The 24916-nt window shown below is 69.6% G+C and carries 25 protein-coding genes, 1 tRNA gene and 2 pseudogenes; 14 read left to right on the top strand and 14 right to left on the bottom strand.

From position 1 onward, the window contains the following. The first annotated feature begins 28 nt into the window (after positions 1 to 28). A complete protein-coding gene (locus BS83_RS30990; protein ID WP_037606726.1) occupies positions 29 to 208 on the top strand; it encodes a hypothetical protein in 180 nt (59 codons plus the stop codon). Between the two features lie 629 nt (positions 209 to 837). Next, complete coding sequence (locus tag BS83_RS42365; protein WP_051944373.1) at positions 838 to 1122, top strand: hypothetical protein; 285 nt, start codon at positions 838 to 840, stop codon at positions 1120 to 1122. 154 nt (positions 1123 to 1276) lie between these two features. On the opposite strand, the gene BS83_RS45850 is transcribed toward BS83_RS42365, so the two are convergent. Further along, positions 1277 to 1744 carry an NUDIX domain-containing protein gene (locus BS83_RS45850; protein WP_051944372.1) on the bottom strand — a complete coding sequence of 156 codons (468 nt, stop codon included), beginning with the start codon at positions 1742 to 1744 and terminating at the stop codon, positions 1277 to 1279. 695 nt (positions 1745 to 2439) lie between these two features. On the opposite strand from BS83_RS45850, the gene BS83_RS30970 reads away from it, so the two are divergent. The 7 genes and pseudogenes from BS83_RS30970 to BS83_RS30940 all read left to right on the top strand — a co-directional run bounded on the left by BS83_RS30970 (position 2440) and on the right by BS83_RS30940 (position 9557). Further along, positions 2440 to 3120: a DUF488 family protein, N3 subclade gene (locus BS83_RS30970; RefSeq protein ID WP_084715147.1), complete on the top strand. Its 681-nt coding sequence runs from the start codon at positions 2440 to 2442 to the stop codon at positions 3118 to 3120. Between the two features lie 86 nt (positions 3121 to 3206). Continuing rightward, complete coding sequence (locus BS83_RS30965; protein ID WP_037606724.1) at positions 3207 to 4022, top strand: hypothetical protein; 816 nt, start codon at positions 3207 to 3209, stop codon at positions 4020 to 4022. A 246-nt stretch (positions 4023 to 4268) separates the two neighbouring features. Continuing rightward, complete coding sequence (locus BS83_RS30960) at positions 4269 to 5588, top strand: ISL3 family transposase (RefSeq protein ID WP_037606722.1); 1320 nt, start codon at positions 4269 to 4271, stop codon at positions 5586 to 5588. A gap of 112 nt (positions 5589 to 5700) precedes the next feature. After that, positions 5701 to 6645, top strand: a complete 945-nt coding sequence (locus BS83_RS49000; RefSeq protein ID WP_157597375.1) for a DUF4238 domain-containing protein — start codon at positions 5701 to 5703, stop codon at positions 6643 to 6645. A 208-nt stretch (positions 6646 to 6853) separates the two neighbouring features. Next, on the top strand, positions 6854 to 7300 hold the full coding sequence (locus tag BS83_RS30950) for a hypothetical protein (protein WP_037606720.1): 447 nt from the start codon (positions 6854 to 6856) through the stop codon (positions 7298 to 7300). 110 nt (positions 7301 to 7410) lie between these two features. Beyond that, positions 7411 to 7953, top strand: a complete 543-nt coding sequence (locus BS83_RS30945; RefSeq protein WP_037606719.1) for a hypothetical protein — start codon at positions 7411 to 7413, stop codon at positions 7951 to 7953. Positions 7954 to 8023: 70 nt separating this feature from the next. Beyond that, positions 8024 to 9557 (top strand): annotated as a pseudogene (locus tag BS83_RS30940) (ISKra4 family transposase). Between the two features lie 198 nt (positions 9558 to 9755). Here BS83_RS30940 and BS83_RS42360 read toward each other — a convergent pair. The 5 genes from BS83_RS42360 to BS83_RS30905 all read right to left on the bottom strand — a co-directional run bounded on the left by BS83_RS42360 (position 9756) and on the right by BS83_RS30905 (position 14829). Then, on the bottom strand, positions 9756 to 10358 hold the full coding sequence (locus BS83_RS42360) for a hypothetical protein (protein ID WP_051944371.1): 603 nt from the start codon (positions 10356 to 10358) through the stop codon (positions 9756 to 9758). 460 nt (positions 10359 to 10818) lie between these two features. Then, positions 10819 to 11844, bottom strand: a complete 1026-nt coding sequence (locus BS83_RS30920; protein WP_037606717.1) for a hypothetical protein — start codon at positions 11842 to 11844, stop codon at positions 10819 to 10821. Positions 11845 to 12006: 162 nt separating this feature from the next. Next, complete coding sequence (locus tag BS83_RS30915) at positions 12007 to 13044, bottom strand: ImmA/IrrE family metallo-endopeptidase (protein ID WP_051944369.1); 1038 nt, start codon at positions 13042 to 13044, stop codon at positions 12007 to 12009. Beyond that, a complete protein-coding gene (locus tag BS83_RS30910; RefSeq protein WP_037606716.1) occupies positions 13041 to 14051 on the bottom strand; it encodes a hypothetical protein in 1011 nt (336 codons plus the stop codon). The genes BS83_RS30915 and BS83_RS30910 overlap by 4 nt, the downstream gene beginning before the upstream one ends. Before the next feature lie 31 nt (positions 14052 to 14082). Continuing rightward, positions 14083 to 14829, bottom strand: a complete 747-nt coding sequence (locus BS83_RS30905) for a hypothetical protein (protein WP_157597374.1) — start codon at positions 14827 to 14829, stop codon at positions 14083 to 14085. Between the two features lie 549 nt (positions 14830 to 15378). On the opposite strand from BS83_RS30905, the pseudogene BS83_RS48995 reads away from it, so the two are divergent. From BS83_RS48995 to BS83_RS30895, 3 genes and pseudogenes are all read left to right on the top strand, one after another. Further along, positions 15379 to 15660 (top strand): annotated as a pseudogene (locus BS83_RS48995) (3'-5' exonuclease); the annotation flags it as partial. A gap of 31 nt (positions 15661 to 15691) precedes the next feature. After that, complete coding sequence (locus BS83_RS48425) at positions 15692 to 15949, top strand: PolC-type DNA polymerase III domain-containing protein (protein ID WP_051944367.1); 258 nt, start codon at positions 15692 to 15694, stop codon at positions 15947 to 15949. Positions 15950 to 16130: 181 nt separating this feature from the next. Further along, a complete protein-coding gene (locus tag BS83_RS30895) occupies positions 16131 to 16517 on the top strand; it encodes a hypothetical protein (protein ID WP_037606714.1) in 387 nt (128 codons plus the stop codon). Positions 16518 to 17156: 639 nt separating this feature from the next. Here the strand turns inward: BS83_RS30895 and BS83_RS30890 are convergent. The 4 genes from BS83_RS30890 to BS83_RS30875 all read right to left on the bottom strand — a co-directional run bounded on the left by BS83_RS30890 (position 17157) and on the right by BS83_RS30875 (position 20336). Next, positions 17157 to 17230, bottom strand: a tRNA-Pro gene (locus BS83_RS30890). A 114-nt stretch (positions 17231 to 17344) separates the two neighbouring features. Next, positions 17345 to 18598, bottom strand: coding sequence for an MFS transporter (locus tag BS83_RS30885; RefSeq protein ID WP_051945662.1), 1254 nt, complete (start codon positions 18596 to 18598; stop codon positions 17345 to 17347). A gap of 230 nt (positions 18599 to 18828) precedes the next feature. Continuing rightward, positions 18829 to 19686, bottom strand: coding sequence for an acyl-CoA thioesterase (locus BS83_RS30880; RefSeq protein WP_037606713.1), 858 nt, complete (start codon positions 19684 to 19686; stop codon positions 18829 to 18831). 164 nt (positions 19687 to 19850) lie between these two features. After that, the gene (locus tag BS83_RS30875; RefSeq protein WP_084714388.1) at positions 19851 to 20336 is read right to left on the bottom strand and encodes a PTS-dependent dihydroxyacetone kinase phosphotransferase subunit DhaM; all 486 of its coding nucleotides are present in this window, start codon (positions 20334 to 20336) and stop codon (positions 19851 to 19853) included. Between the two features lie 102 nt (positions 20337 to 20438). Between BS83_RS30875 and dhaK the strand changes: the two genes are divergently transcribed. Next, positions 20439 to 21512: a dihydroxyacetone kinase subunit DhaK gene (dhaK, locus tag BS83_RS30870; protein ID WP_037606712.1), complete on the top strand. Its 1074-nt coding sequence runs from the start codon at positions 20439 to 20441 to the stop codon at positions 21510 to 21512. A 126-nt stretch (positions 21513 to 21638) separates the two neighbouring features. Further along, complete coding sequence (gene dhaL, locus BS83_RS30865) at positions 21639 to 22241, top strand: dihydroxyacetone kinase subunit DhaL (protein WP_037610199.1); 603 nt, start codon at positions 21639 to 21641, stop codon at positions 22239 to 22241. Between the two features lie 28 nt (positions 22242 to 22269). Here the strand turns inward: dhaL and BS83_RS45830 are convergent, their stop codons facing one another. From BS83_RS45830 to BS83_RS30850, 4 genes are all read right to left on the bottom strand, one after another. Beyond that, complete coding sequence (locus BS83_RS45830) at positions 22270 to 22437, bottom strand: hypothetical protein (protein WP_157597373.1); 168 nt, start codon at positions 22435 to 22437, stop codon at positions 22270 to 22272. A 100-nt stretch (positions 22438 to 22537) separates the two neighbouring features. Further along, positions 22538 to 23005: a hypothetical protein gene (locus BS83_RS30860; RefSeq protein WP_037606711.1), complete on the bottom strand. Its 468-nt coding sequence runs from the start codon at positions 23003 to 23005 to the stop codon at positions 22538 to 22540. Positions 23006 to 23197: 192 nt separating this feature from the next. Then, on the bottom strand, positions 23198 to 24007 hold the full coding sequence (locus tag BS83_RS30855; protein ID WP_332262357.1) for a TIGR03619 family F420-dependent LLM class oxidoreductase: 810 nt from the start codon (positions 24005 to 24007) through the stop codon (positions 23198 to 23200). Positions 24008 to 24285: 278 nt separating this feature from the next. Continuing rightward, a complete protein-coding gene (locus tag BS83_RS30850; RefSeq protein WP_051944366.1) occupies positions 24286 to 24822 on the bottom strand; it encodes an Lrp/AsnC family transcriptional regulator in 537 nt (178 codons plus the stop codon). Positions 24823 to 24916: the final 94 nt, after the last annotated feature.

The following is a 24916-nucleotide window of genomic DNA, read 5'->3' as shown; positions in this document are numbered from 1 at the left end:
CATGCGACTGCCACGAGCAGCCGACGTCATGACCACGGCTCAGGAAGAACCAGCGTCGGCCGACGGCGCGGACCGTGCGGTGGACCGGGCGGTGTGGGAGCGGCTGCGGCGTGCCGCGCTCCTCGGCTTCCTGCAGCCTGAGGGTGCTGTGCTCGTGCAGGAACTCCACGCGCTCTACCCCGAGTGGGTCGCGGAGTGGTCCAGGTGACGGCGGCCGAGCGCGTAACGTCGTGGCCGCCGGCCGACTTCTCGGTTACCTCTGACTGGTGTGCCCACTGCGACTTCCCGCTCGACCGGACCCTGCACCACGGACACTGCCTGGGCTACATCGTCGGTGCCCCGGGGCTGCCGCTGTGCTCTTGCCCGTGCGCGGAGCGGCGGCGGGCGGCTGCGGTGAAGCGCCGGCCTGACCCGCTGCGCGATCGGCATCAGTGGTGGCGCGAGAGCGTCGACCGCACGAACCGGGAACCGGTGTAGCTGTCCGTCCGGGAGTACCGCGCCTCAGACGCCCCGGACGGGCCGTGATCCACAAGGAGCTGCGCAGGAACCTGGGGATAACGCTGATGGTGCCGTTTGCTCGAGGTGGCCCTCACGTAGGTCGGTCCCAACATAAAGAGGCCCCTGGCGCTGAGCGCCAGTGGCCTCTGCTTCGTCTCCTAACGGAACCCGGCAGACGAGGCATTCTTCGCGGGCTTCCTGTCCAAGACGACCACACCGTTCCAGCCGCCTCGCCTGTGGGAGTGCCAACCGCCCGCCAGCAAGCCCATCGACTCGGCCACGCTGGTCTTCCCCGCGGCGAACATCCCCGATGGCTCCACCGCACCCGGCTACCGCACCGTGTGCATCGGAGGCGTCACCTACTTCTCCAGCGAGACGCCGCTCGGGTCGGTCCTCCCAGCCATGTTCCGCGAGGCCCACTGGGAGCCGCGGTTCGGCAGCCGCGAACCCGACTCGACCCGGCATCAGGTCGACCGAGGACTCACCGTGCTGGCCCACCAGCCCAACGGCGAGCCGCTGTTTCTCTTCATGAACGTCTCGGCGACGCACGTCCCGCTCGGGCACTACCTGCCCGGCGGGACCGGCCCGGACGGTATGGACGGCCAGACCGCCGCCCTGGCCTAGGCCGACCAGCACCTCGGCCGGCTGCTCGCCGCGTCGGGGACGTGGCTGGTCGTGATCTGTGCGGACCACGGCGAAGCGTTCGGCGAGGACGGCTACACCGGCCACGGGATCGCCCACCCCGTCGTGTGGACCGTCCCCTACGCGCAGGCGCTCGTCAGCTGACCGGGTTGCGGGCAGCGTAGGCCAGCAGCGCGAGGGCCGACCCGGACAGCTTCACCTGGCCATCCCACACGGCCTGGACGGCCTTCCCAAGCGGCCACCACTCCAAGGTCATCCCTTGGGCGACCTCGTTCGGCTGCCGGTCCGGCTCCCCGAGGGTCAGGCCGGTGGCCTCGAAGAAGTGCAGCCGCTGCGTCGACGTCGTCATCGGCGCGAACACGCCAGCGGTTCGCCACGACGAGGCCCGCAGACCTGTCTCTTCGGCGAGCTCGCGGGCCGCGGCGGCGGCCGGCTCCTCACCGGGGTCGATCATGCCGCCGGGAACGGACAGGGACTCGCCGTGCAGCGGCAGATTCTGCCGGACCATGGCCACGAGCCCCCGGTCGTCGACGGCGACGATCACCACGGCGTCACCGACCCGGATGTGCTCGAAGGGCTCGGTCAGGTACGTGATCCTCGGCATCCTCCCAGGATGCCAGGGGTTTGACGGCGCCCACCAACCGTCGTCCCCCTTCGCACAGACAGTCGGCAGATTACGTCCGCGTCGGGTCGCTGGCGCCTCGTGCTGTGTGACCGTGACACCGACTTTGATGCCGTCTTCGAGGCTGAAGGCCTGGAGGTGCTGCTCGGAGCACCCGCGCTGCGGGTGGATGCCCAATGCGAGCGCGTCATTGGTATGGCCGAACTTCTCGAGGCCGAATTGGGAGCCGAGTACTCCCAGCTCCGCTCCCAATCCGCTCCCACCCGAAGTGGGCCGAAAAACGCCGAAAGCCGGTGTCTGATGAATCAGGCACCGGCTCCGACCTACGACTCTGGACATCCGTCCGAGTCGGGACGGCAGGATTTGAACCTGCGACCCCTTGACCCCCAGCCGAGCGAGGACGTCACAAAGCACCTTGAACTGCACGTCATGCACGCTCGATCACGGGCAGCAAGGTTGGATTTGAGTAGATCGTGCGCGGGCGTGCAGGGCGTGTGGTCCCCAAGTGGTCCCCAGGCGGCCGTCATCCGACTGAGGCCTTCAGGTCCCGCCTCGCCAGACCTTGGGCGAATCATGAGGCGGCACGTCGGACCGTCAGACGTCAGGCTGCGTTGCGGTTCACCCGTTTGAGGATCCGGCTCAGACTCCATCTGGTGCGAAGGCTAGGATCGGTGGACATGTCCGAGAGCCCGCGCGTCGACGCCCACGATCCTGGGCGTGCGCGCCGCCTCGGACGGCAGGTTCGGGTCCTTCGTGAGGCCCGCGGATGGTCCCGTGGCCAGCTGGCAGGGGCTGCCGGTTTGTCGGAGCGGACCGTGGTCCGGTTGGAGAGCGGGCCTGCTGGGCAGCCGGGGGTGTTCACGGTGGCTGCTGTGGCGGATGCCCTGGAGGTCACGGTCGAGGTTTTGCTGTCGGCCGGCGAGCCGGGCTTGTGGTCGACGGGGTATGAGGGCCGGACGATCGACTCCTTCGTCACCGCGCTGGTGGAGGCCGGGGTTGACGCGGTGGCGGATGTGCGGTTGACGCCGATCAGCCGCAAGCGAGGCTTCAGCAAGACCCGCCTGAGCGAGGCCCTGGCCGAAGCCGATATCGACTACGTGCACCTGCGGGCTTTGGGAAACCCGAAGGACAACCGGGCGCCCTTCTGGGACGGCCGGATCAGCGAGGGCCTGGCCGCCTTCGAGAGCGTCATGAGTGAAGAGCCGGCCAGACGCCAGCTCGACGAACTCGTGGAGTTGGCTTCCGGGCGATCGGTCGCGGTCCTTTGCTTTGAGCAGGACGAGTCCCGATGCCACCGCCAGGCCGTGCTGGCGGCGCTTCATCGACGTACCTCGCTACCGGTCAGCCCGCTGGCCTGACTCGCCTCAACTCGCGGCGCAGGAGGCCTTCTTGCGCAGCGGTCATCGTGCGCGCCCAATGGTGTCAGGGGCGAAGGGGGTCGGACATGACACCGCTGGGGTGGGAACGCGCTCGGATCCTGATCACGGTCAAGACCTATCCCGACGTCTCGCACAAGTACCTGGAAACCTGCTGCGTCGCGGGCATCCGGCTGGACACGGATCCGGTGCAGCACGTGCGACTGTTCCCCATCCCGCACCGTCTGCTGGACGAGGACAAGCAGTTCACGAAGTACAGCGTCGTCGAGGTGGACGTCCGCTCGCACCATACCGACCGCAGGCCGGAGAGCCTGCGCCCGAACCTCGACACCCTGACCATCGTGGACAGCGTCAGCAGCAGCGACGGATGGGCAGAACGCCTGAAGATCGCACGCCCCTTGATCGAGCCGTCGCTGTGTGCGATCAAACGACGCCAGCAGGCCGACGGCACCTCGCTGGGCCTGTTTCGCCCAGTGGCCGTCGACTCCTTCCGGCTCACCGAGGCCCGCCCGTGGACGGCGGAGCAGCACGGTCTGGTCAACCAGGGGGACGTCCTGCACCCGGACCACCGCCCTCTGGAGTGGATTCCTTACGACTTCCGCTACCGTTTCCGGTGCAAGGACCAGAGCTGTACCGGCCACGACATGGGCCTGCACGACTGGGAGGCCGGCCAGTCCTGGCGGAAGTTCCGCAACAAGTACCCCGCGGAGCAGTTGCCGCAGGTGCTGCGCGACCGGTGGTGGACCAGGATGATCACGCCCGGCCGGGCGACGCACTTCTTCGTGGGGAACATCGCCGCCCACCCGAGAACGTTTATGCTCCTGGGCGTGTTCAACCCCACCGTCGCCGCGCTCGAGGCTCCCCAGCAAGACGCACTTTTCTGACCCGTGCCCCCGAGGGGCCGAGGGTGGTCGCCGGATGACGAGGTCGGGAACGCTTGCAGCCGCCGGCCACGGGCGCAAGGCTTTGAACGTAGAAGTAAGCGGGGTCTTCGAAGTTGAGCGGTGCGGCTCCGGGCGGACGGCTGACGTGCTGTCACGGTCGGTGATGGGGCCGGGAAGCAAGAGGCCCGTGGTCGTGCATGATCGTTTCTGTTCTTGACGCAGAGCGATCATGTAGGAGCCACGGGCTTGCTCAACGATACGACGCTGCTGCTCGATCTCGACGGGGTGTCCGTCGTGCGGGTCGAGCGGCTGACCGACGGCACACGCCGGGTCCACCTGGCCACGGCCGACGAGACCGCGACGGCCTGCCCGTCGTGCGGGGCGTTCGCCACCAAGGTGAGGGGTTCGGCCGTCACCCGGCCTCGGGACCTGCCGTACGGGGAGAACGGGCTGGAGTTCCACTGGTACAAGCGCCGCTGGTGGTGTGCCGAGCCGGCCTGCCCGCGAGGGTCGTTCACCGAGCAGGTCCCGCAGATACCGGCCGGTGCGCGGATCACCGCCCGGCTGCGGGACTGGGCCGGACGGCGGGTGCGGGACGCCGGCTCGACCGTCATCCAGGCCGCCCGCGACCTGCACCTGTCCTGGCCGACCGTGATGGACGCCTTCCGTGATCAGGCCCGCGAGGTCACCGAGGCACCGCTGCCCGAGGTGGAGGTGCTGGGCATCGACGAGACCAGGCGCGGACGTCCTCGCTGGGAGCAGGACCTTGAGACCGGCAAGTGGCACCTGGTTCGCGACCGCTGGCACACCGGCTTCGTCGACGCGCTCGGCACCGGCGGGCTGCTCGGGCAGGTCGAGGGCCGCACCGTCCCCGACGTGCTCAGCTGGCTCGTCGCCGCCCCGCTGGAGTGGAGGAAGACCATCAAGTACGTGGCCATCGACATGTCCACCACTTACCGGGCCGCCGTCCGCCTCGCCCTGCCCCGGGCCACGGTCGTGGTCGATCACTTCCACGTCGTCCAGCTCGCCAACAAGATGCTCTCCACCGTCCGACGCCGCACCACCGCCGAGATCCGCGGCCGGCGCGGACGCGCCGACGACCCGGAGTGGAAGGCCAGGCGTCGGCTCCTGCGCAACCGCGAGGACCTCACCGGCGAGCAGTTCGCCGCCATGTGGAACACCCTGCTCGACGAAGGCGACATCGGCCAGAGGCTGCTGACCGCGTGGATCGCCAAGGAGAACCTGCGCAGCCTCCTCGCCCTGGCCCGCACCGCCGCCGACCGCCACCGCATCGGCCACGCCCGCTGGAAGTTCCTCACCTGGTGCGCGGACTCCGATCTCCCCGAGGTGAGGCAGCTTGCCGTCACCGTCGACCGCTGGTGGACCGAGATCGAGGCGTTCATCCGCACCGGCCACAGCAACGCCAAGAGCGAGGGCATTAACCGCGTGATCAAGCTCGTCGCCCGCAACGCGTTCGGGTTCCGGAACGCCGACAACCAGCGCCTACGGACACGCTGCGTCACCACCCGCCGAGCCCGCGGACACCTCCGCACCGCTCAACTTTGAAGACCCAGTAAGCGGTTGCCTGCCCTTCTGATTGTGCGTCACCGCGCGTCCATGATCGCCAGGCACCATCCCAAACCCGTTGGACTGGTGGTGCAGGCACTGTCATCATCGGATGATGAGCGTCGGCTCCCCTGAGACAGTCACGGACGCGGCCAGCGTGCACACAGACCTCGCCAGAATTGGTGAACTTCGGTGCGAGACTGCCTCCGCGGTCCGCAGGCAGCATGTGGTCTCCGCAGTGATTCTCAAGCGTTTCGCTGTTCCCCAGTCGGGGGGCGTAAAACTCAGCCGGATCGATGTGGACCATCCTCACCGGGCTCAGAAGGACAGGGGGCCGAGGGGTTTCGGATGGGTCGAGGATTTCGTGCCTTTCGCCTCCGGGTCTATGGAAGATCTGTGGAAGGAGACAGAGACCCTCTTGCCGAAGGCGTTCGAAGCACTAGACGCTGGTGAAGCCCTCGCTGACCCCCAGGCGAAGAAGGTGCTCCTCGACACGGTTGCCCTTCACTTCGTCCGCAGCTTGCGGATCCGTGCTATGCACGAGGACATCTGGAGCCGGGTTTTCGCCGCTCATTATCACAGGATGGTGACCACTGGCGCCGAGCGAGTCCGGTTCGCAGCGCTGAACGAGTACAACCTTCACCTGGTCGGCCCGGAGGGTGTGGAATATTTCGCCAACCGGTTCCTGGCCCTGTCCAGGTCAATCTATGAGTGCGGAGCCCTGCTGCGCACCGGGCTGGAGGAGCGGTTCAAACTCGCACGCCGGAGGATTGCAGGCAGCGGACTGCAAATCATCGTGCCGCGCGAAGGCGAGTTCCTCATCGGGGATAGCCCGGCCCTGTCACTGCGCTACACCATGCCGCCCGGAGGTTCCTCTCGGGGATGCGAACACCGTGGTCCTTCCCCTTGGGCCACGTCACCTGATCGCCCTCGGCCGCCTGGACGAGATTGTCAAGATCACCAAAGACGTCGTCGATGGGATGAACCGCCTGCAGATCCAGGCGTCCCAAACCTACGTCCATTTCCGCCCTGGCTCTGCGCTGCCCCGCTTCGTTAACTCAATCTGCGCTGCAGGGCAGCGGACCGCTGTCCCGGTCAGCAGCTACGGTCCAATCCCCGAGGCAGTCAGGCGATAGGACGCGGGTGCCGGGCCAGGTGCCAGTGGGAAATCGGTTGGGTGCAGTTCCTTTGAAGGGAGAGGACGAGCCGGGGCTCTTTGAGGGTCGTGGTGAGGGAATTCGCGCTGGTCGTGGCACACTCGGGGTGTGGCTGAGACCCAGTGGGCGGACCTCTCGCGTGTCGAGCGAGAGCTGATGATCTGTGCCCTTGAGGGGACCGCAGGGCTGGCGTTCGTGGACGGCATCGACGAAGCCGGCGAGCCGGTGGACCTTCCGGCTGAAGTACTCCGCCTGGTCGACCGAGGTTGGGTGACCGTGCATCGCATGGAGCCCTGGACGGCTCCGGACGGCCAGAAGGGCATCGTGTACGGAGCCGCTATCGCCCGGGATGAGCTTCCTGAGATCCTCGCCGATCCTGCCACGTGGGAAGGCCTGTACAGCTATCTGTGGTGGGGCGCTGTCACCTTGTGGCCGACCGAGGCCGGGTGGGTGGTCAGCACCAACGAGAATCGTGGGCAGACACCTGCGCTCCCTGCCGGGTGGGTGGAGCCTGCCTGGGTGATCAGCGATTTTGAGCGTGACCTTGACGCCTGACTTATGTTGACCGAAGCGTTCATGCAGTCGGTCGGGTGTGACGATCACCGGGCGGCGGGGCTGTGCTCGCGGCCTCTCGTCTCTACCGTGGTGGTGGAGGAGGGTGGCGGATGGGCTCGCTGTTCGAGGAGTTGGAAGCGCGCGAGGCGACTGCTCAAGCACGGGTCGAGGAGATCGAAGCCGAGCTCGCCGAGCTGTCCGGGAAGCTGGAGCTGGCCCGGGAGAGCCTGGCGCGGTTGCGGATCGCGCGGGAGACGGTCGCCGAGGTGCTCGCGGAGATGACCCCGGAGAAGTCGGCGGTCGGTGTCGATGATGATTGGCCGACCGTCGGTGAACCGGTGGCGTCGGCGTATGCGGGAGCCGAGCGGCGGGTCATCGGGGTGCTGACAGTTCCGAAGTGGCGGCCCGGGATGGGGGCGGAGGTGCTACCGCGGGTATACCGGGACATCTTGGAGGTGGTGGCGGACGCGCCGGGGCCGGTCCGCGCCAAACAGATCGTGCCCAGAATCGGGCTGCCGGCCGAGACCGGGAAGATCGAGGGCACCCGCTCGAAGCTGAAGCGGCTGGTCGAACGAGGCTGGCTGGACGAAGACACCCCGGGCATGTTCACCTCGGCCCGCCGCCGAGGTAGCGATTTGCCCAACTCCCGTTAACAGCAGGGCTCTTCCGCGCCTACATTCGAAGGTGCGACCCAATCGATGCTGGACGGGAAGAGCCCTGGAGATGACACCGTACGACACCGCATGCACCGTTGACCCCTTTGCGCGCTCGATCAGCGCCTTCGAGACGCTGATGCGCACGCTGTCAGGCAGTCGGGCGACCACCTGGACGCACGCCGACCTGGAGGAACACCTCGATGCGGCCGGGCGGGAACTGCTTCGCCTGCTGCTGCAGGACCACCTGGACCTGCGGGCCAGGCAGGAAGAGCACCAGGTCCGCGCCGGTAGCGGCCCCACGGTGACCGGGCCGGAGGGGCGGGTGCGGCCCTGGCGGGAGACCGGGCACTCGCGATGGCTGGCCACCGTGTTCGGGACGGTCCGGGTCACCCGGATCGCTCACCGGGGGCCGGGCCTGGGCAACATCCACCCCGCAGACCAGACACTGTCCCTGCCCGCGGGCCGGCACTCGATGGGATTACGGCGACTCGCCGTCACCGAGGCCGTCCGCGGCTCCTTCGACCAGGCCCACGACGCGGTCGAGCGCCGCTGCGGGAACGTCCTCGGCAAGCGCAGACTCGAAGAGCTCGTCGTCGCGGCCGCGGTCGACGTCGACGACTTCTACCGGACCGCGATCCCCATCCCGTGCAGCCGCTCGATGCCGCTGGTGGTCCAGGTGGACGGCAAGGGCGTGGTCATGCGCCCGGAGGCCCTGCGCGAGGCCACCCGCCGGGCTGCCCAGAAGGCCGCGGGCGGCCACCGCGGCCGGCTCGCGCCAGGAGAGAAGCCGAACCGGAAACGGATGGCGACCGTGGCCTGCGTGTTCGACACGCGCCCGGCCCCCAGGCGCCCGCATGATGTGATCCACCCGCCCGGCGGCCGCAGCAACGAGCGTCCAACGCGCCCCGGGCCGCGGGCGGAGAACAAGTGGTGCACCGCCTCGCTGGTCTGTTCGCCCGAGCAGGTCATTGCCGATGCCTTCGACCAGGCCCTCGCGCGCGATCCGAAGCATCTGCGGCCGTGGGTCGTCCTTGTCGATGGGGCCCGCCACCAGCTCGACCTGATCGCAGCGGCGACCGGCCGACGCGGTGTCAGGGTCCACGTGCTGCTGGACTTCGTGCACGTCGCCGAATACGTCTGGGCCGCCGCCCATGCCTTCCACAAACCGGGCACCACCGAGGCCGAGGCCTGGGCGGCCGACCGCCTGACCGCGATCCTCTCGGGCGACGCGTGCCCGCACCGCCGCCGAGATGACCACCGAGGCCAAGCGCAAACAGCTGCCGGCCGCCCGGCGTGAGGCCGTCGACGCCTGCCGCCGCTACCTGACCGGCCACCTCGACCAGCTCCACTACGACACCGCCCTCGACAACGGGTGGCCGATCGCCACCGGTGCGGTCGAGGGAGCCTGCCGCCACCTGATCGCCGACCGCCTCGACATCACCGGCGCCCGCTGGGGCCTACCCGGAGCCGAAGCCGTCCTACGACTGCGCGCCATCGTCGCCAACGGCGACCTCGAACGCTACTGGCGCTTCCACACCCGCAAGGAGCACGCGCGGATCTACCCCGACTCCGACCCGCAGCAGTTCGCCCTCACTGCCTGATCAACATCTTCCCTCGAAACGAACTGCACCCAAATCGGTTTGGTGCGGATAGCCGCTGTCGGCTACCTCGTCGTCTTGTTGTGGACTGCCTCGGGCGGGTTGGGTGCGTCCGGAGGTCTCCGGTCGGAAGGACTTTGCTCCGAGTTGTAGGAGAAGGAGTCCCTTTGCCGCTCATGGCATGGTGCAGGGCCAGCTGATCTAGCGGCTCCACCAAGGTTTTGTCTTGTGCAGGTGGCCACGTACGGCCTCGAGGTAGGTGTTCTCGTTGTCCCGCAGACCGCTGAGGTCGATCACCGACGGTGGGATGTTCATGCCTGGGTCGTTGTCGAGCGGGGGATCCGCCCATGCGCTGCTCATGGCTGCCCCCGCGATGGCACGCAACTGGTTGACCAGATCCTGGTAGGCCGTTCCTGCCGTAGAGGACTCCAGGAGGATCCAAGCCTGGTGGTAGGCCAGGCGCGCCTGGATTTCCCGGAGTGTCTCCGAGAGGCGGGTCCGCTCCTCGGCGGGCTGGTCGGCGCGCCGCCGGCGGATTGCATAGGGCATCTCCTTGTAGGCGCTATATGTGGCGAAGGCCTCGGCGAAGGCAGTGCGGAGCCGATCGCATTCCTCCTCGCGGCTCTTGCGGCGGGCAAGCCAGATGTTGATGGTCGCCGTGATCAGCGCAGCGAGGAACGCGCCTGACAGCACGGTGGCCAGCAGGACTCCCGTCCCGCCGCCCGAGGTGGCGGCGGGCAGGGTTGTGTGCGTGATCATGCTGGGCATGGGGGAAGGTGACGCGATGTTGGTGAAGTAGGTCATGCGCCCTCCGGTGTAGTGGTCGTGGCTATTGGGGCGTGCTCGGCTTCCGGTCCGGCCCATTCACCGGTCAGGCGCCACCATTCCTCTCGCATCAGGTGGGCGAGGATCAACCCCACGAGTCCAACCGGACCGTCACGCCGCCGGTCCCAGCGCTGCTCAGGCGGGTCGCCCGGGTACCACATGCACAGCGACCCGTCGCCGTACCGGTGGGGCGATTGCGCCGGCCCGTCGGAGGAGACTCGGGGGATCTCCGGGAACCCAGGGCCGAAGGCGATGGTCACAGTCTGCGCGGGCAGATCCGGGTGTTGGATATCCACGGCCAGGGCGAAGCCGCCTGGGAGGTCCTTCGGCGCTCGAACCACCCTCGCCGGAAGGCCAGCGGAGACAATGTGGCGCTGGAAGGCCAGCCGGGCGGCCGGCCTGGTGTACCAGGCCGGCCGCGCTGGAAACGTGGGGCGTTTCACCGAGAGCCGTGGCCTTCGCCGTAGGCACGAGCCGACGGGAGCGTCACCGCTGCGCCACCCAGCCCCAGCGAGGCCGTGGACACCAGCGTCGGCTGGCGCAGCAGCGCGATCCTGGCACTCAGTCCGCTGGGGGAAGGGTTGGTGATGTAGGAGTAGTACACCTTCGACAGCGCCGACTGGACGGCCTCCCGGTCGCTGTCGTTGGCCAGAGCCTGCGCCACGCCTTCTGCTGCCGTGCGCAGCCGACGCGCCGCTATGTCCCGGGAGACCAGCAGCTGCACGTTGGGGGAGACCCCTGCCGGGTCGACAGTCGCGGAACCGGCCGCCACCCGCGCCGCTGCGCGGCTCAGGACGGTCTGGAGTCCGGTGGCGAGCCCCATGCCCGGCTCAACGAACTCCCACGCCCACACGGTCAGATTGTGCGAGGAGAATCCTGGCTCGCTGTACTGCTTGTTCCACGCCTTCAGCAGCCGCACGATCCGGCGTCGGGTCCGCCGCAGTGAGGGGCTGCCTGAAGTGAACATCTCCACGTGCAGCTCCGGGTGGGACGCCTCCCACCGGTTCTGCTCCAGGTTCGGGATCCACAGTCCTGACCCGTCCCGGCGGGTCAGCGCGACAACCAGGTCGACCGTCGGGTCCTGACCGTCCACGGGCTGACCGAACGTCAGCTTCGGTCCCCGCTTGGAAGTGCCGCAGCGAGCCCTCGGGTAGACCTCTCTCACTGCGGGCCCCAGCAACCCGCACAGCTGCGCGGTGATGTCGCGGGGTGTCTGACCGCCTCCGTCCGGACCCAGCAACGGGTAGACCCGCCTGTCCAGCACCAGACCGCCGTCGCCGTCGCCGACCGGGTGAATGAAGGTGTGCTGCGCCAGGGAACCGCTGCTGTACGTACGCAGCGCCCCTTTGAAGCCCGTCGCCGTGGAGCGCACGAGGTCGAGGCGGCGTCGTGCCTCGGCCAGCGGCTCCGGGTGCGCGTCGATCTGCGCGCGCACGTTGTTGAGGATGTCCTCGGTGTTTCCCATAGTTGACTCGATTCGCTCGCGGGACCCGCAGGCCCCAGGCAGCGCCCTGCATAAGGGCGGGACGCCTGATTGGCGTCCACCCTTCTTTGACGTCACATCGCGCGAATCGTCCGGCGGCACTGGAGAACCGCAGGTCCGGCAAGTAGCACCGCCCGGTCAGAGTTACTCGAGGCACTCCTTGCACACCGTGCTGCCCGCCGAAAACTGGGCCTTGCCCTTCTTCAAGAAGCACTTCGTGCAGGTGGGGTCCGAGGCTGCCCGAGCAGCGGTGCAACCGCAGTGCCCCTCCGGGCACCTAGGCTGCTGACACTGCGCGCAGGTTTCGGTCACAGCGAACCCATCGCCGCAGGTCTCGCAGTTCCACCCCGACAGGAACCTGGACGTCCCGCTGCTCGGCCGTGGGGCGGTGAATTGCCGCCAAGCCACCTGATCGGGGCCGAACACCGCAACCAGGTAGTCCTCGTCCAGCCACTTGGCCTGACCGTACAGATCGTCGCTGCGGTGCCCGTCGCGGAAGACGAAGTGAGTCCGGTCGGCTTGGGCACCGGCATGGCTCTTCAACGCCGCACGAATGAGCGGGGTGGCCGACTGATCAGAACCGCAGGCCGGCGGGATCATGCCGTGCCGGGCAGCGAAGACGACCGTGCCCTGCGCGTCGAGGAGAACCACGGCACCGCAGCCGACGAAGAACCCCGAGGCGCGCACGCAGCAGGCCTCCCGTGACGCCTGCGAGGTGCGGAACAGGCCGACCACGTCGGACGCCGTCGGACCAACGTTCTTCAAGGACTCCGAGAGCTGGGATTCCGGAAGCAGGATGCGCGCAGCGAAGGCGTCGCACGCTTCCTCCTCCAGGCCTTCCGAGTCTGCCCATGCGAACAGCTTCTCGCCGAGGGACGGGTCGGTTTGCTGCAGGTGGTGTCCGAGCTCGTGCAGGGCGGTGAACCCTCGACGCCGCAGGGACCTCGACTCACCCACTCGCAGGGTGGGCGGCACCGTGTTGTCGTCGTAGCTGCCCGCGACCGAGCAGCGATCCCCGCCGCCAGTCTCGGGCACGAGGCGCACCTGAACCTCTGGCCAGTCGCCGATCTCCGTCAGCACGTCTGTGCGCAGGGCTGCCAGCCGCCCGGGGTGGCGCTGCTCCAACACGGTCAGCATCGCCACCGCCTGCTCGGGTGCCGCCTTGGAAAAGACTCTCTTCATCCGGCACCACCCAGATCCTGGCCAGCCAAGAATTGCTTCAGACGAGCGTCCCAATCCGGAGAGCCACCCCCGGTCTCCCGCGCAGCCAAGGCGAAAGTCCCATAGCCGGCCCGCAAGCGCGCCTGCATTTCATCGACAGCGCTCTGCTGCGCCAAGGAGCGCATAGCGGGCCGCCAACGTGGGTGCTCCAGCGCGTCGACGAGTGACCGCGGCAATGGCTTCACCGAGCCAGCCACCTGTTCCTGAGGCAAGCCTGTGGCCTCGGCGATGCGCACGATGTCACGGAGCTCCAGCGGCTCTTTCCCCCTTAGGATCGCCATGACCGTGGACTGCGGACGTTCCAGGACTGAGGTCAGATGGGCGAGGTCGAGGGTGCTTCCGAGGAGCTTGGCCAGCCCAGCGCCTCCCGGCATGCCCTCGTCTTCGCAGACGAGTCTGGGTGCCTCACAGAGCTCTGTCAGCTCGTCCTCGAGCTCCGCCCGCAGAGCCGTTGCGTCATCGAACACCGAGCTCGGCTCGCGGCCCAGCCGCGTCGCTGCAGGAGGGTCATCGAGGAGACCTTGGACTCTGCTCCTGGCCCAGCCAACGACTTCGGCGTCCCACGTATCGAGCACTTGGTCCAGCACCCTCAGGGGCACTGCCCGCTTCAAGTCCCCCCAGACGGTGGCATCCACACCAAAGACAGACCGGTGCCGGCCCACGATCAGACAGAATGCATTCTCGGCGGGCGGATCCAACGTCACCGGGACCGCCGACACCTCCCGACCATCCACGCCCAGGATCAGCACAAGCACAACGGCTGCATCCCAGCGCGCCCGCCACACCTGACCAACCTCGACCTCGACCTGCTCCGGGGCACCGAAGCGCTCCAGGAGCCCCTCGGGCCGCAATTCAGGCCTGGCAGCTTGCGCCGCAAGGCGCAGCAAATACTCCGGCACATCCCAGTCACTCATGACGTCCTCCTGCAACCAGCCTTCCCCCAGGCCTTCACCCTGCTTTGACGTCATACCGTGCGCCCTAGTCCGTTCCAGCCCGCCCTCAGACAGTCCACGCAGCCTCGCACAGCGCCACCACCTCCGATAGCACTGCAAGCCTGTCCGGCTGCTCTCCGACTAGCAGCGCCAGTTTCTCCTTGAGCCGCTTGATCTGGTGGTAGGCCTGAGAACGACCGCAGCCTAGAAGCTTCTGAACGGCGGATGGATCTTCCCAGGTCAAGAGCACGCCACGCTCCGGGCGAGAGAGCCTGCCAACGATCTCCGCAGCGCTCAGCGCGGCACTGAACTCCTCCTCCTGATCGATGAGAGCAGTCTCGGGATTCTGCCATTCGTCATGGACATGGCGTCTGGAGGAGTCTGGCAGCTCCTCCGGCTCCGTGGCGACCTCGACCGGATCCATGGACGCAGGGAACCGCTGTGCGAACACAGACACCAGTACCGCCACCTCGACCGCACCCTGGGCGGTGGTCAACACGGCGGAGAGAATCGCCACGATGGATGAGCGGTCGGCGATAGGGGAGCGGCGACCATCGGTATTCCACACCGGCACCGTGACGTCGTGCACGCTGTAGGCAGCTCTTGCGAGGTCAGAGAGAGAACCCGACCACGGGCCACCGAGTGAGCCGGCGAGCCTCCATCGACCAACACCCTCCTCGTCCTCCGGAACCATGTCGAAGGCGTCGTCCTTGCTGAGGACATCCTCCAGCCTTCGACGCAAGGCACCGCGGGGAGTCTTGCGGACCCAGTCAATCAGCCAATTCCGGATCGACCGCCGTAGCAGCTTGCCCATCGATTCATCATCCGTGGCCCGAGCCAACAGATCTGCCGTGACCGCGGCACCCCGGCTTACTAGGAACTCCTGGACGACGTCCTCGTAGTCTGCCGCTTGCCATCCGGCGACGGGCACTAGGTCCGGGAACCGACGTAGTTCCTGCCGCAGTAGCCGGGCGACCAACTGGAGGCCCGTCCGGCCGAGGTGACCGAGTCCGCGAAGCTCTTGGAACGTCGAGATTGTCTACCCCCTATGCGTCGGCGAGAGGCTACACCTGATGTTCGGTGAACCCGGTGCCGACACGCCGGCGCGGCCAGCGCCGTCGTCCGGCACTCGACGTCCGAACCCGAACCAACTGACTTGCTGGAAATTCTCCCCGTGGGACTCGTGTCGCGCGTCAGGATGAGCGCCAGCGCTCGGGCGAGATCCGTGGTCGCCCTGGTGCTGGGATGGGGTTCCGTGGCCTGACAATGGCGCATCTGGAGGACCGGTCAAAGGGTTCGCCCAGGACAGGGCGAGATCTGCGGATTGGTGGTCGGGTTGTGATCGTCGCTCCGCCCGAGCTCCATCTACCGAAACAAGGATGAAGAGGGCAAGAAGTTCGGCGCGCAGCCACCGGACCTCATCGAGTTCGCCGCGATCCCGATCCATGCCGGCCACGTGAGCGCGGAGACGGGCTGGTCCACGCTGGTCCGGCCGCCGGTCCCGATCAGCCGCATGGCGACCGCCTTCCACGGCATCAGCAACGACGACGTCGCCTCGGCACCCACCTGGGGGCAGGCCACGCCGCAGGTGCGCGGGCTGCTGGACGGGGCGTGGATCGCCGCGCACAACGCCCACGTCGACTGCGGCCTCCTCGCCCGGCTGGGAACCCGCAGGGGTGATCGACACCCTCAAGCTCTCCCGCCACCTGTACGGCAAGGCCACGCGCCACAACCTCGACGCGCTGATCGAGCACACCGGCATCGACACCAGCGGCATCCCCGGGCAGAGGCACCGCGCCCTGTTCGACGCCCACGCCACCGCCCTCCTCCTCGTCCAGCTTGCCGAAGGCTTCACCGCCTTCACCGACCTCGCCGCCGTCGCCGTCCCGGCCGGAATGCCCAGCGTCCCCGAACCGGAAGGAACCCTGTGGTGAACCCAATCCGCGTCGCCGTCACCGGCACCCACTCCAACGGCAAGACGACCCTCCTGCAGCGCCTGGAGATGGAGCTCCGCGCCCAAGGCGTACGCGTCGCCCCGACCGGCGGGAACTACGCCACCAAGGCAGCCGAACTCGGCTTACCCAAACGGCACCGACAGACCGCCGACACCACGTTGTGGATCGTCTCCGCCGCCGTCTGCGCGAGCTGGAGGCCGCGCTCAGCGCGGAGGTGGTCCTGGTCGACCGCGCCGCCCTGGACCCCTTCGCCTACTGGCTCGCCGCCGCCGAACTTCGCCGCGAGCTGCTGCCCAGCGCGGAGGTAGACCGCCTGAGGGACCTGGTCACGCTGCACTGCCGCGGCTACAGCCTGATCTTGGCCACGGTACTCGACGAAGAGGTCCCCCTCGGCGACCACCGCGACCGCGACCCGCTCCTGCGCCGCGAGGTCGACCGCGTGACTCACCAGGAGCTCGCCACGCTGTGCCTGCGCCACCAGCGTCTGACCAGCGACCCTGGCGACCAGGACACGGCAATCAAGGCAGTACTCGGCGCAGTTGCCTGAGCTCAGTCTCCCGCCCGGCAGGTCGCGCCTTTCGCTCTCCCAGGCGATATTCTCGGCCAACTTGTCTAACCGGCTGGTCAGTCCTTTGACGCGGGCCAACTCCCGGAGTGTCGACCTGGTCGAGCAGTTGCCCCCGATTGGGCTGTGCGAGGGCGTTGAGCGGCGTCCCGCTCCCGGCGTAGAGCAGTGATCTCGTGCCGGGTCATCTCCGGGTCGGCGCGCAACGACGCCGTGCTCACTGGCGCCCGGTCCCCGGCTGCGCAGGGCCCCGGTTCGATGGACCTGCCAGGACTCAAATGCGGCGAAGCTGTTGGGAGCACGAGGGCGCACCCAGGTGCATGTCGTAAAGAGCGCAAGTCAGCGTCCGGGGAGTCGACAACATATGGCGCTTCGTCAAAGATGCCGCGCACGACCCCGATCTCGTAGTCAGCCGGGGCGCGTCGCAAAGAATTCTGGGCATCTCGACCGTTGTGGGTGATAGCGGTCAACGTCAATTGACTTGGGAGCGGATTGGGAGCCGAGTGCTCCCAGCTTCGCTCCCAATCCGCTCCCAGCCGAAGTGGGCCCAAAAACGTCGAGAGCCGGTGTCTGATAAATCAGACACCGGCTCCGACCTGCGACTCTGGACTAGCGTCCGAGTCGGGACGACAGGATTTGAACCTGCGACCCCTTGACCCCCAGTCAAGTGCGCTACCAAGCTGCGCCACGTCCCGAGACTGCTCTGCCTTGCGGCTTTGCGGTCCGTCCCCGGTCTCCCGGGCACAGGAAGAACAATACAGCACCCGGGCCCCTGCTCGTGCACAGGTTTACCGGCGGATGCGTGCAGGTCACGGGGTTGGTTCGCGGGAGTCGTAGCGGAGGAAGGAGGGGTAGCGGGCGAGGAGCAGGAGGAGGGAGGCCAGGCAGGCGAGGCCACCGGTGGTGGCGGAGAGGGTGGGGGTGGAGAGCTGGGCCACCAGGCCGGACTCGAAGTCGCCGAGGCGGGGGCCGCCGGCGACCACGACGATGAAGACGCCCTGCAGTCGGCCGCGCATGTCGTCCGGGGCTGCGGCCTGCATCATCGTGTTGCGGAAGATCATGGAGACGGTGTCCGCCGCGCCGGCCGCGGCGAGCAGCAGGAGGCCCAGCCAGAGCTGGTGGGCCAGGCCGAAGCCGGTGATGGCGAGGCCCCAGGCCGCTACCGCGAGGCTGGTGGCGAGGCCCTGGCGGTGGACCCGGCCGACCCAGCCGGAGAACAGGGCTCCCGCCAGCGCGCCGACGGCCGGGGCCGCGGTGAGCAGGCCGACCGTGCCCGCGCCGCCGCCGTAGAGGGTGGCCGCCAGGACCGGGAAGAGGGCGCGCGGCAGGCCGAAGACCATGGCGGCGATGTCCGCCAGGAACGTCATCCGCAGGTTGGGCCGGTCGCGCAGGAAGCGCAGCCCGTCCAGGACCGAGGCGCGATGTCCCGAGGCAGACCGTTCCGGGCGCATCGAGGGGAGTCGCCACATCGCGTACAGGGAGGCGCCGAAGGCGACCGCGTCGAACAGGTACGCGGCCTGGAAGCCCCACAGGCCGATGAAGAGGCCGCCCAGCATCGGGCCGACGGTGCTGGCCAGCGTCATCCCGACCGAGTTGAGCGCGTTCGCCGCCGGGAGTTGCTCGGACGGGACCAGGCGCGGGATCATGGAGGACCGGGCCGGGGCGTTCAGTGCGAAGCAGACCGCCTGCAGCGCGACGACCACGTACAGCAGGCCGACGGCTTGCAGTCCCATCAGCGCCTGCGCCGCAAGGACGGCCGAGAGCACGGCCGCGCCGCCCGCGCCGAGCAGGCCCAGGGTGCGGCGGTCCATGCGGTCCGCCATGGCGCCGCCGTAGAGGCCGAAGACGACCAGCGGCACGAGCGAGCAGAGGCCGATCAGGCCGGTCGCGAAGGCCGAGTGGGTGAGGGCGTAGACCTGGACGGACACGGCGAGCGCGGTCATCTGCTGGCCGATGCTCGACACCGACTGGCCGAACAGGAGCCGCCGGTAGTGCGGGTGCTCGCGCAGCGGGGTGGTGTCGGCGAGCGAGCCCCGGGCGGCGGTGGCCAGGCGACGCAGCAGGCCGCCAGTGGAAGGCTCCGGCGTAACGCCCGGCGTAACGCCCGGCGCGGGCCGAGCAGGCCGGGCGGCCTGGGCGGGGAGGACGGGCCGGTCGGCGGGGGTGGATTCCGGGGCCAGCAGCGGCTCAGGCGGTTCGGACTGCTGTTCTATGTGCACGTGGCATCTTCCCCCACGTGCCCGGTCGGCGGAACCCCGCCCCCGTCAACCCCCGGCCCGCCTCCCCGGCGGGGCTACTGGATGCGGCGGAAGAGGCCCTCCTGCATCACCGACACCACCAGCTGCCCGCTCCGGTCGAAGATCTGCCCGCGGGCGAGACCGCGGCCGCCCACGGCGACGGGTGACTCCTGCTGGTAGAGCAGCCACTCGTCGGCGCGGAACGGCCGGTGGAACCACATCGCGTGGTCCAGCGAGGCCATGTCGAAGTGCCGCTTGCCCCACAGTGGCTCGACCGGGATGCGGACCGAGTCCAGCAGCGTCATGTCGCTCGCGTACGTCACCGCGCAGGTGTGGATCAGCGGGTCGTCCGGCAGGACGCCGTTGGTGCGCAGCCAGACCCCGCTGCGCGGCTCGACGCCCTTGAGCTCCTCCTCGGTCCAGCGCAGCCGCTCGACGTAGCGCAGGTCGAAGGGCTGGCGGCGACTGATGAAGGGCGGCAGCTCGCCCAGGACCGAGCCGACCTCGTCCAGCGCCGAGGGGACCGCCTCCGGCGCCGGGACCTCAGGCATCGGCGTCTGGTGCTCGAAGGGGGACTCCTCGGGCAGGTGGAAGTCGGCGGTCAGCGCGAAGATCGTGCGGCCCTGCTGGACGCCGAGGACGCGGCGGGTGGTGAAGGAGCGGCCGTCGCGGATCCGGTCGACCTGGTAGACGATCGGGACGCCGGGGATGCCCGGGCGCAGGAAGTAGGCGTGCAGCGAGTGCACCGGCCGGTCGGGGTCGACGGTGCGGCCGGCCGCGATCAGGGCCTGGCCGGCGACCTGCCCGCCGAAGACGCGCTGGAGCGACTCCTCCGGGCTGCGTCCGCGGAAGATGTTGACCTCGATCTGCTCGAGGTCGAGAAGGTCCACCAGTTGGTCGACGGGACTTCCCACGGAGCCCTCACTTTCCTCTTCGGCGTGCCGTGCGATGCTCGGTCCATTGTCCCAGGGGGAGGGCCAATCGCCGCTCGAGCGGCGCCGTCGGGCTGCGGCGGACGGCAGCCTGAGACGGAGGCGCGTCGGGGACGCGTCGGGAAACGAATCCGGGAACGAGCGGGTCAGAACTTGGGGACGGCGCGGGCCTCGCGAGCGGCGACGGCGACGTCGGCGAGGGAGGCGCCGGTGGACGCGGCGACCACCGCCGCGACGCCGCCCTCGACGAACGGGGCGTCCACCAGCTGCACGTCCTCGCGGCCCAGGTCGGCGAGGACCAGCCTGGCGGTCAGCACCGAGCTTCCGAGGTCCGGCAGCAGCAGCACGCCCGCGCCGGTGTCGGCCGCCGCGACGGCGGCCTCGATCCGCTCGTAGCTGGTGCCCAGGCCGCCTTCGGTGGTGCCGTCCTCCGAGCCGCCTGCCGCCTCGACGCGGACGAGGCCGCCGCCGAGCGGTTCGAGCAGCTCGCGCAGACCGCCGGCCAGCTTCGAGCTGTGGGAGACGAGGACGAGCCCGACCAGACCGGCGCCCCGCCCCTCGGCGACGCTCGATTGTTCGTTCGAGGAGAGAACCCGGACACGATCAGTGGGCGCGTTGCTGCTCTCGGTCATGTCGCGATGCTAGATTCGCGGCTCGTCCATGTCGAAGCCGATGCCCGACCCGGGTCGTCCGTGTCCGACGCGTCGCCGGCCCAAGCGCTCCGGAGGTTCGTCGTGAAGAAGTTCCTCAACTCCGCCGACTCCTTCGTGGCCGACAGCCTCGCCGGGCTGGCCGCCGCGCATCCGGCGCTGCGCGTCAAGGCGGACGGACCCGACGGGCCGTTCGTCGCGCGTCGCGCGCCGACCCGGCCCGGCAAGGTCGCCCTGGTCTCGGGCGGCGGCTCCGGCCACGATCCGCTGCACGCCGGGTTCGTCGGCCTGGGCATGCTCGACGCCGCCTGCCCGGGGGAGGTCTTCACCTCACCGGTGCCCGGCCAGATCCTGGCGGCCGCGCAGGCCGTCGACGGCGGTGCGGGCGTGGTCTTCGTCGTCAAGAACTACACGGGCGACGTGCTCAACTTCCAGATGGCCGCGGAGCTGGCGGCCGAGGACGCCGGGATCGCGGTCGAGACGGTCCTGGTCGACGACGACGTCGCGGTGCGCGATTCGACCTGGACGGCGGGGCGGCGCGGCACCGGGGCCACGGTCTTCGTCGAGAAGCTCGCCGGGGCCCTGGCGGAGCGCGGCGCGTCGCTGGCTGAGGTCGCCGACCTGGGGCGCCGGGTGAACGCCCGCTCCCGTTCCTTCGCGGTCGCGCTGACCGCCTGCACCACGCCCGCGAACGGCAAGCCCGGCTTCCAGCTCCCCGAGGACGAGATGGAGGTCGGCGTCGGCATCCACGGCGAACCGGGTCGCAGCCGCGCGAAGCTCGCCTCGGCCGCCGGGGTCGCGGCGCTGGCGCTGGACGCGATCCTGGCCGAGCCGGTGTTCGGCGGGGGAGACGGTGACGCGGCGGGCGGCGCGCATGCCGGGGAGAGCGCGGCGAGCGGAGACAGTGCCGGGGTGGAGGTGATGGCGCTGGTCAGCGGGCTCGGCGCGACGCCGCTGTCCGAGCTGTATCTCCTCTTCGGCGAGGCCTCGCGGATCCTCGCCGAGCGCGGTGTCAGCATCGTGCGCAGCCTCGTCGGCAACTACGTCACCAGTCTCGACATGGCGGGGGCCTCCTTCACGCTCTGCCGGGCCGACGACGAACTGCTGGAGCTGTGGGATGCGCCTGTGAACACACCCGGGCTGCGCTGGGGCGTGTGAGCCGGGTTGACCGTGCGTCAGGCCGGTGGAAAGGAAACGAATGTGAACACGAACGATCGCGCGGGTGCCGCCGAGTCGCGTGGAGCGGAGCTCGACACGCTGGACGTGGCGTCAGGGCGGGCCTGGATGGCGGCGGTCGCGGCCGCGGTCTCGGCGCACAAGGACGAGCTCACCGAACTGGACGCGGCGATCGGCGACGCCGACCACGGCGCGAACCTGCAGCGCGGGTTCACGGCGGTGACGGTCGCGCTCGGCGCGGAATTCGAACCGGAGACGGTGGGCCAGCTGCTGACGAAGGTCGGCATGACGCTGATCTCCAGCGTCGGCGGCGCGTCGGGGCCGCTCTACGGCTCGGCGTTCCGCGCCGTGGGCAAGCAGCTGGCCACGCCGGAGGCCGATGCGGACCAGCTGGCCATCGCGTTGCGGGCGGGGCTGGACTCGGTGCGGGCGCTGGGCGCGGCCGCCGCAGGCGACAAGACGATGGTCGACGCGCTGATGCCGGCGGTGCAGGCGTTCGACGACGCCGTCGCCTCCGGTCTCGGCCTGGCCGACGCGGCGCGGGCGGCGGCCGATGCCGCCGAGGCGGGCGCGCGGGCGACCGTCCCACTCCAGGCCCGCAAGGGCCGCGCCTCCTACCTGGGCGAACGCAGCATCGGCCACCAGGATCCGGGCGCGACGTCCACGGCGCTGATCTTCGCCGCACTCGCCGAGGTCACGGCCGGCGCGTAGACCGGCCCCGCGGGGCGGGAACGGCTGCTCAACGCTCCTGGTCGGTCTCCGTCGTCGCGCCGGTTCCTGACTGCGGAACCGCGCAGCCCTCCGGTCCGCAGACCGGCGCGTCGCCCGTGGGGGCGGCGGGCAGGCCCGGCAGCTGGAGCAGCTGCAGCAGGGGTGCGGGCTCGGTGGGAAGGGGTTCGTCGCTCATGGCTGGCACAACCCCTTCGTCGCCTCGTTGATTCCTCGCGCGGCCGCCCGCCCGACGGCCGGAACGCGGTCCATGCGCCCGCAGCCGTCCGCCCGCCGCGTCAGTGGCCGAGTGTCGAGCCGGGGCGGACGATCATGATGATCGTCACGGCGGCCCAGAGCAGGTTGAAGATCCCGGTGAACATCGCCAGCTGCTTGGTGTCCTTCACACCGAGCTCGCGTCCGCCCGCGCCCTCGCCCTTCAGCAGCTCCGTCTGGCGCGGCAGGACCAGCGCCGCGAGCAGCACCGCGGCGAGCCCGGTGAGCACGATGGAGACGATCACCCAGGTCTGGCCGGTGACCTTCATGACGCCGGCGGCCGCGAAGCCGAAGAACGGCACGGCCAGGCCGACCAGCGCGTAGACCCGGGAGATGCGGTTCAGCAGGCCCAGCGTCGCGGTCGCGCCGACGTTGCCCGGGGAGGCCAGCACCTTGCGGGCCACGGGCGGGAACATGCTGGCGGCGATCGCGACCGGGCCGATGGCAATGATCACGGCGAGGATGTGGAGGATCAGGAAGAGCTTCGTCACGCGGGCGAGTCTAGGCAGAGGCCTCGGCGGCCCCGGCAGGCGGCCCCATGCTGACAGAGAAGGGCGCCCGCGCCCGGCACCGTAAGCAGCGCCGGGCCGGAGCGGACCGTGCACCCGGGAAAGGTCGTCCCGGGCGCACGGCGGGCGCGGCGGGGCAGGGCGCACGGCTGGGAGCGGCGGCGCAGCCGCGGGTCAGACGCCGGCGGCGCGGACCGCGGAGTGGAGCTCCGCGGCGAGGTCGATCAGGTGCTTCGCGTCCGTCGCGCTCCCCTGCACGTCGAGGAGCAGCTCGTGCATGCCCGCCTCGGACGCGGCCACCGCGTCGGCGACGATCTGCTCGCGGCTGCCGGTGAACTGCAGGCGTCCCTTCTCGGGCAGGGCCTCCGGAGTGAGCTGGACATTCGCGCGGCCCGCGATCTGCAGGGCCGAGGCGTCGCGGCCGTGACGTTCGGCCGCCTCCCGGACACCCGCCCAGATACCGGGGATCTTGTCGAACGGGACGCCCACCGGGAGCCAGCCGTCGGCGCGGCGGGCGACCCGGTCCAGTGCCTTGGGGCTGCCCGCGGCCAGCATGACCGGGATCGGCCGGGCCGGCTTCGGGCCGACCTCGGCGGCGCTGACGCTCGTCCAGGCGCCCTGGTAGGAGACCGGATCCGGTCCCCATACCGCCGCCGCGACGTCCAGCAGCTCGTCCAGCTGCCTGCCGCGCTCCGCGAAGGGGACGACGCTCGCCGCGGCGTACTCGTCGTGCGACCAGCCGGTGCCGAAGCCCGCCAGGACGCGGCCGCCGGTGCCGGCGTCGAGAGTCGCGAGCTGCTTGGCGAGCTGCAGCGGCACGTGCAGCGAGGCGATCAGCACGCTGCTGCCGAGCCGGATCCGCTCGGTGACCGCTCCGGCCGTGGCGAGCGTCATCAGCGGCTCGGCCACCGCGCGGTAGAAGTCCGGCCAGGGCAGGCCGGGGACGCCGTAGAGGCCCTGGGTGGGTTCGGTGGGCCAGAGCACGCGCTCGAAGACCCAGAGGCTGTCGTAACCGATCTCCCTCCGCCGCGCGGGCCACGTCGGCGACGTCCTTGCCGGGCGTGTACTGGCGGAACTGCGGCAGGCCGAAGCCCAGGCGCATCGTCATGGTCGATCCCCTCCCGTACGTGGTGCGTCACGTGCGCTTCATCGCAGGACGTCCGCAGCGTACAAGGGGGTGCGCCGGGCCACGTATTCCCCTGCTTCCCCTGCTTTCCTTGTGGGGCAGGCGAGTTCCGGCACGGTCGGGCTGCGCCCGATGGTCACTCGCCTGCCCGGGGCGCGTCCGGGCGACCCGCGGCCGGCACGCGGCTCGGGCGCGGCCTCTCCTCGGCCTCCAGCAGCGGCAGGTAGCGCGGGGCGACCACCTGCGACAGGGCGATGACGCTGGTCGAGCGGCCCACCCCGGGCAGCCTGCTGATCTCGATCAGTGTCTGCTGCAGCCCGTCGTGCGAGGTCGCGCCGACGCGGCAGATCACGTCGCTGGCGCCGGTGGTGCCGTAGGCCTCCAGCACCCCGGGCACCTTCGACAGCTCCACGGCGAGCTCGTCCAGGCCGCCCTGGCTGATCTCCAGGTTCACGAAGGCCAGCACCGGGAAGCCCGCCGCCGCCAGGTCGACGTCGGGACCGTGGCCGGTGATCACCCGATCGGCCTCCAGCCGCTGGATCCGCGCCTGGACCGTCGCCCGGGACACGCCGGTGAGCCGGGACAGCTCGAGGAACCCGGCGCGCGGATGCTCGGCGAGCGCGCGGATCAGCAGCACGTCGAGCTGGTCCGGTTTTCTGCGCTGTGCTTCCATCTGAGGGCCCTTTCTCCCCGGTCCAGCTTGGCAGATTGTGCAGCTCGGCGGCCGGACATTGTCAGCGAGCGAAGCTAGGCCCTGTACTGCTGAT

The organism is Streptacidiphilus rugosus AM-16, from assembly GCF_000744655.1.
Classification (GTDB): domain Bacteria; phylum Actinomycetota; class Actinomycetes; order Streptomycetales; family Streptomycetaceae; genus Streptacidiphilus; species Streptacidiphilus rugosus.
The sequence above is the reverse complement of the archived record's forward strand: the minus strand, read 5'-3'. Positions and strand labels throughout refer to the sequence as shown.

Coding starts and splice junctions, on each gene's coding strand:
- BS83_RS30965 (WP_037606724.1), top strand. CDS start 3,207: ATGACACCGCTGGGGTGGGAACGCGCTCGGATCCTGATCACGGTCAAG.
- BS83_RS42360 (WP_051944371.1), bottom strand. CDS start 10,358: ATGACCTACTTCACCAACATCGCGTCACCTTCCCCCATGCCCAGCATG.
- BS83_RS30905 (WP_157597374.1), bottom strand. CDS start 14,829: ATGGGCAAGCTGCTACGGCGGTCGATCCGGAATTGGCTGATTGACTGG.
- BS83_RS49000 (WP_157597375.1), top strand. CDS start 5,701: ATGATGAGCGTCGGCTCCCCTGAGACAGTCACGGACGCGGCCAGCGTG.
- dhaL (WP_037610199.1), top strand. CDS start 21,639: ATGGCGGCGGTCGCGGCCGCGGTCTCGGCGCACAAGGACGAGCTCACC.
- BS83_RS30910 (WP_037606716.1), bottom strand. CDS start 14,051: ATGACGTCAAAGCAGGGTGAAGGCCTGGGGGAAGGCTGGTTGCAGGAG.
- BS83_RS30970 (WP_084715147.1), top strand. CDS start 2,440: ATGTCCGAGAGCCCGCGCGTCGACGCCCACGATCCTGGGCGTGCGCGC.
- BS83_RS30915 (WP_051944369.1), bottom strand. CDS start 13,044: ATGAAGAGAGTCTTTTCCAAGGCGGCACCCGAGCAGGCGGTGGCGATG.
- BS83_RS45850 (WP_051944372.1), bottom strand. CDS start 1,744: ATGCCGAGGATCACGTACCTGACCGAGCCCTTCGAGCACATCCGGGTC.
- BS83_RS30945 (WP_037606719.1), top strand. CDS start 7,411: ATGGGCTCGCTGTTCGAGGAGTTGGAAGCGCGCGAGGCGACTGCTCAA.
- BS83_RS30875 (WP_084714388.1), bottom strand. CDS start 20,336: ATGACCGAGAGCAGCAACGCGCCCACTGATCGTGTCCGGGTTCTCTCC.
- BS83_RS30850 (WP_051944366.1), bottom strand. CDS start 24,822: ATGGAAGCACAGCGCAGAAAACCGGACCAGCTCGACGTGCTGCTGATC.
- BS83_RS45830 (WP_157597373.1), bottom strand. CDS start 22,437: ATGAGCGACGAACCCCTTCCCACCGAGCCCGCACCCCTGCTGCAGCTG.
- BS83_RS30990 (WP_037606726.1), top strand. CDS start 29: ATGACCACGGCTCAGGAAGAACCAGCGTCGGCCGACGGCGCGGACCGT.
- BS83_RS30920 (WP_037606717.1), bottom strand. CDS start 11,844: ATGGGAAACACCGAGGACATCCTCAACAACGTGCGCGCGCAGATCGAC.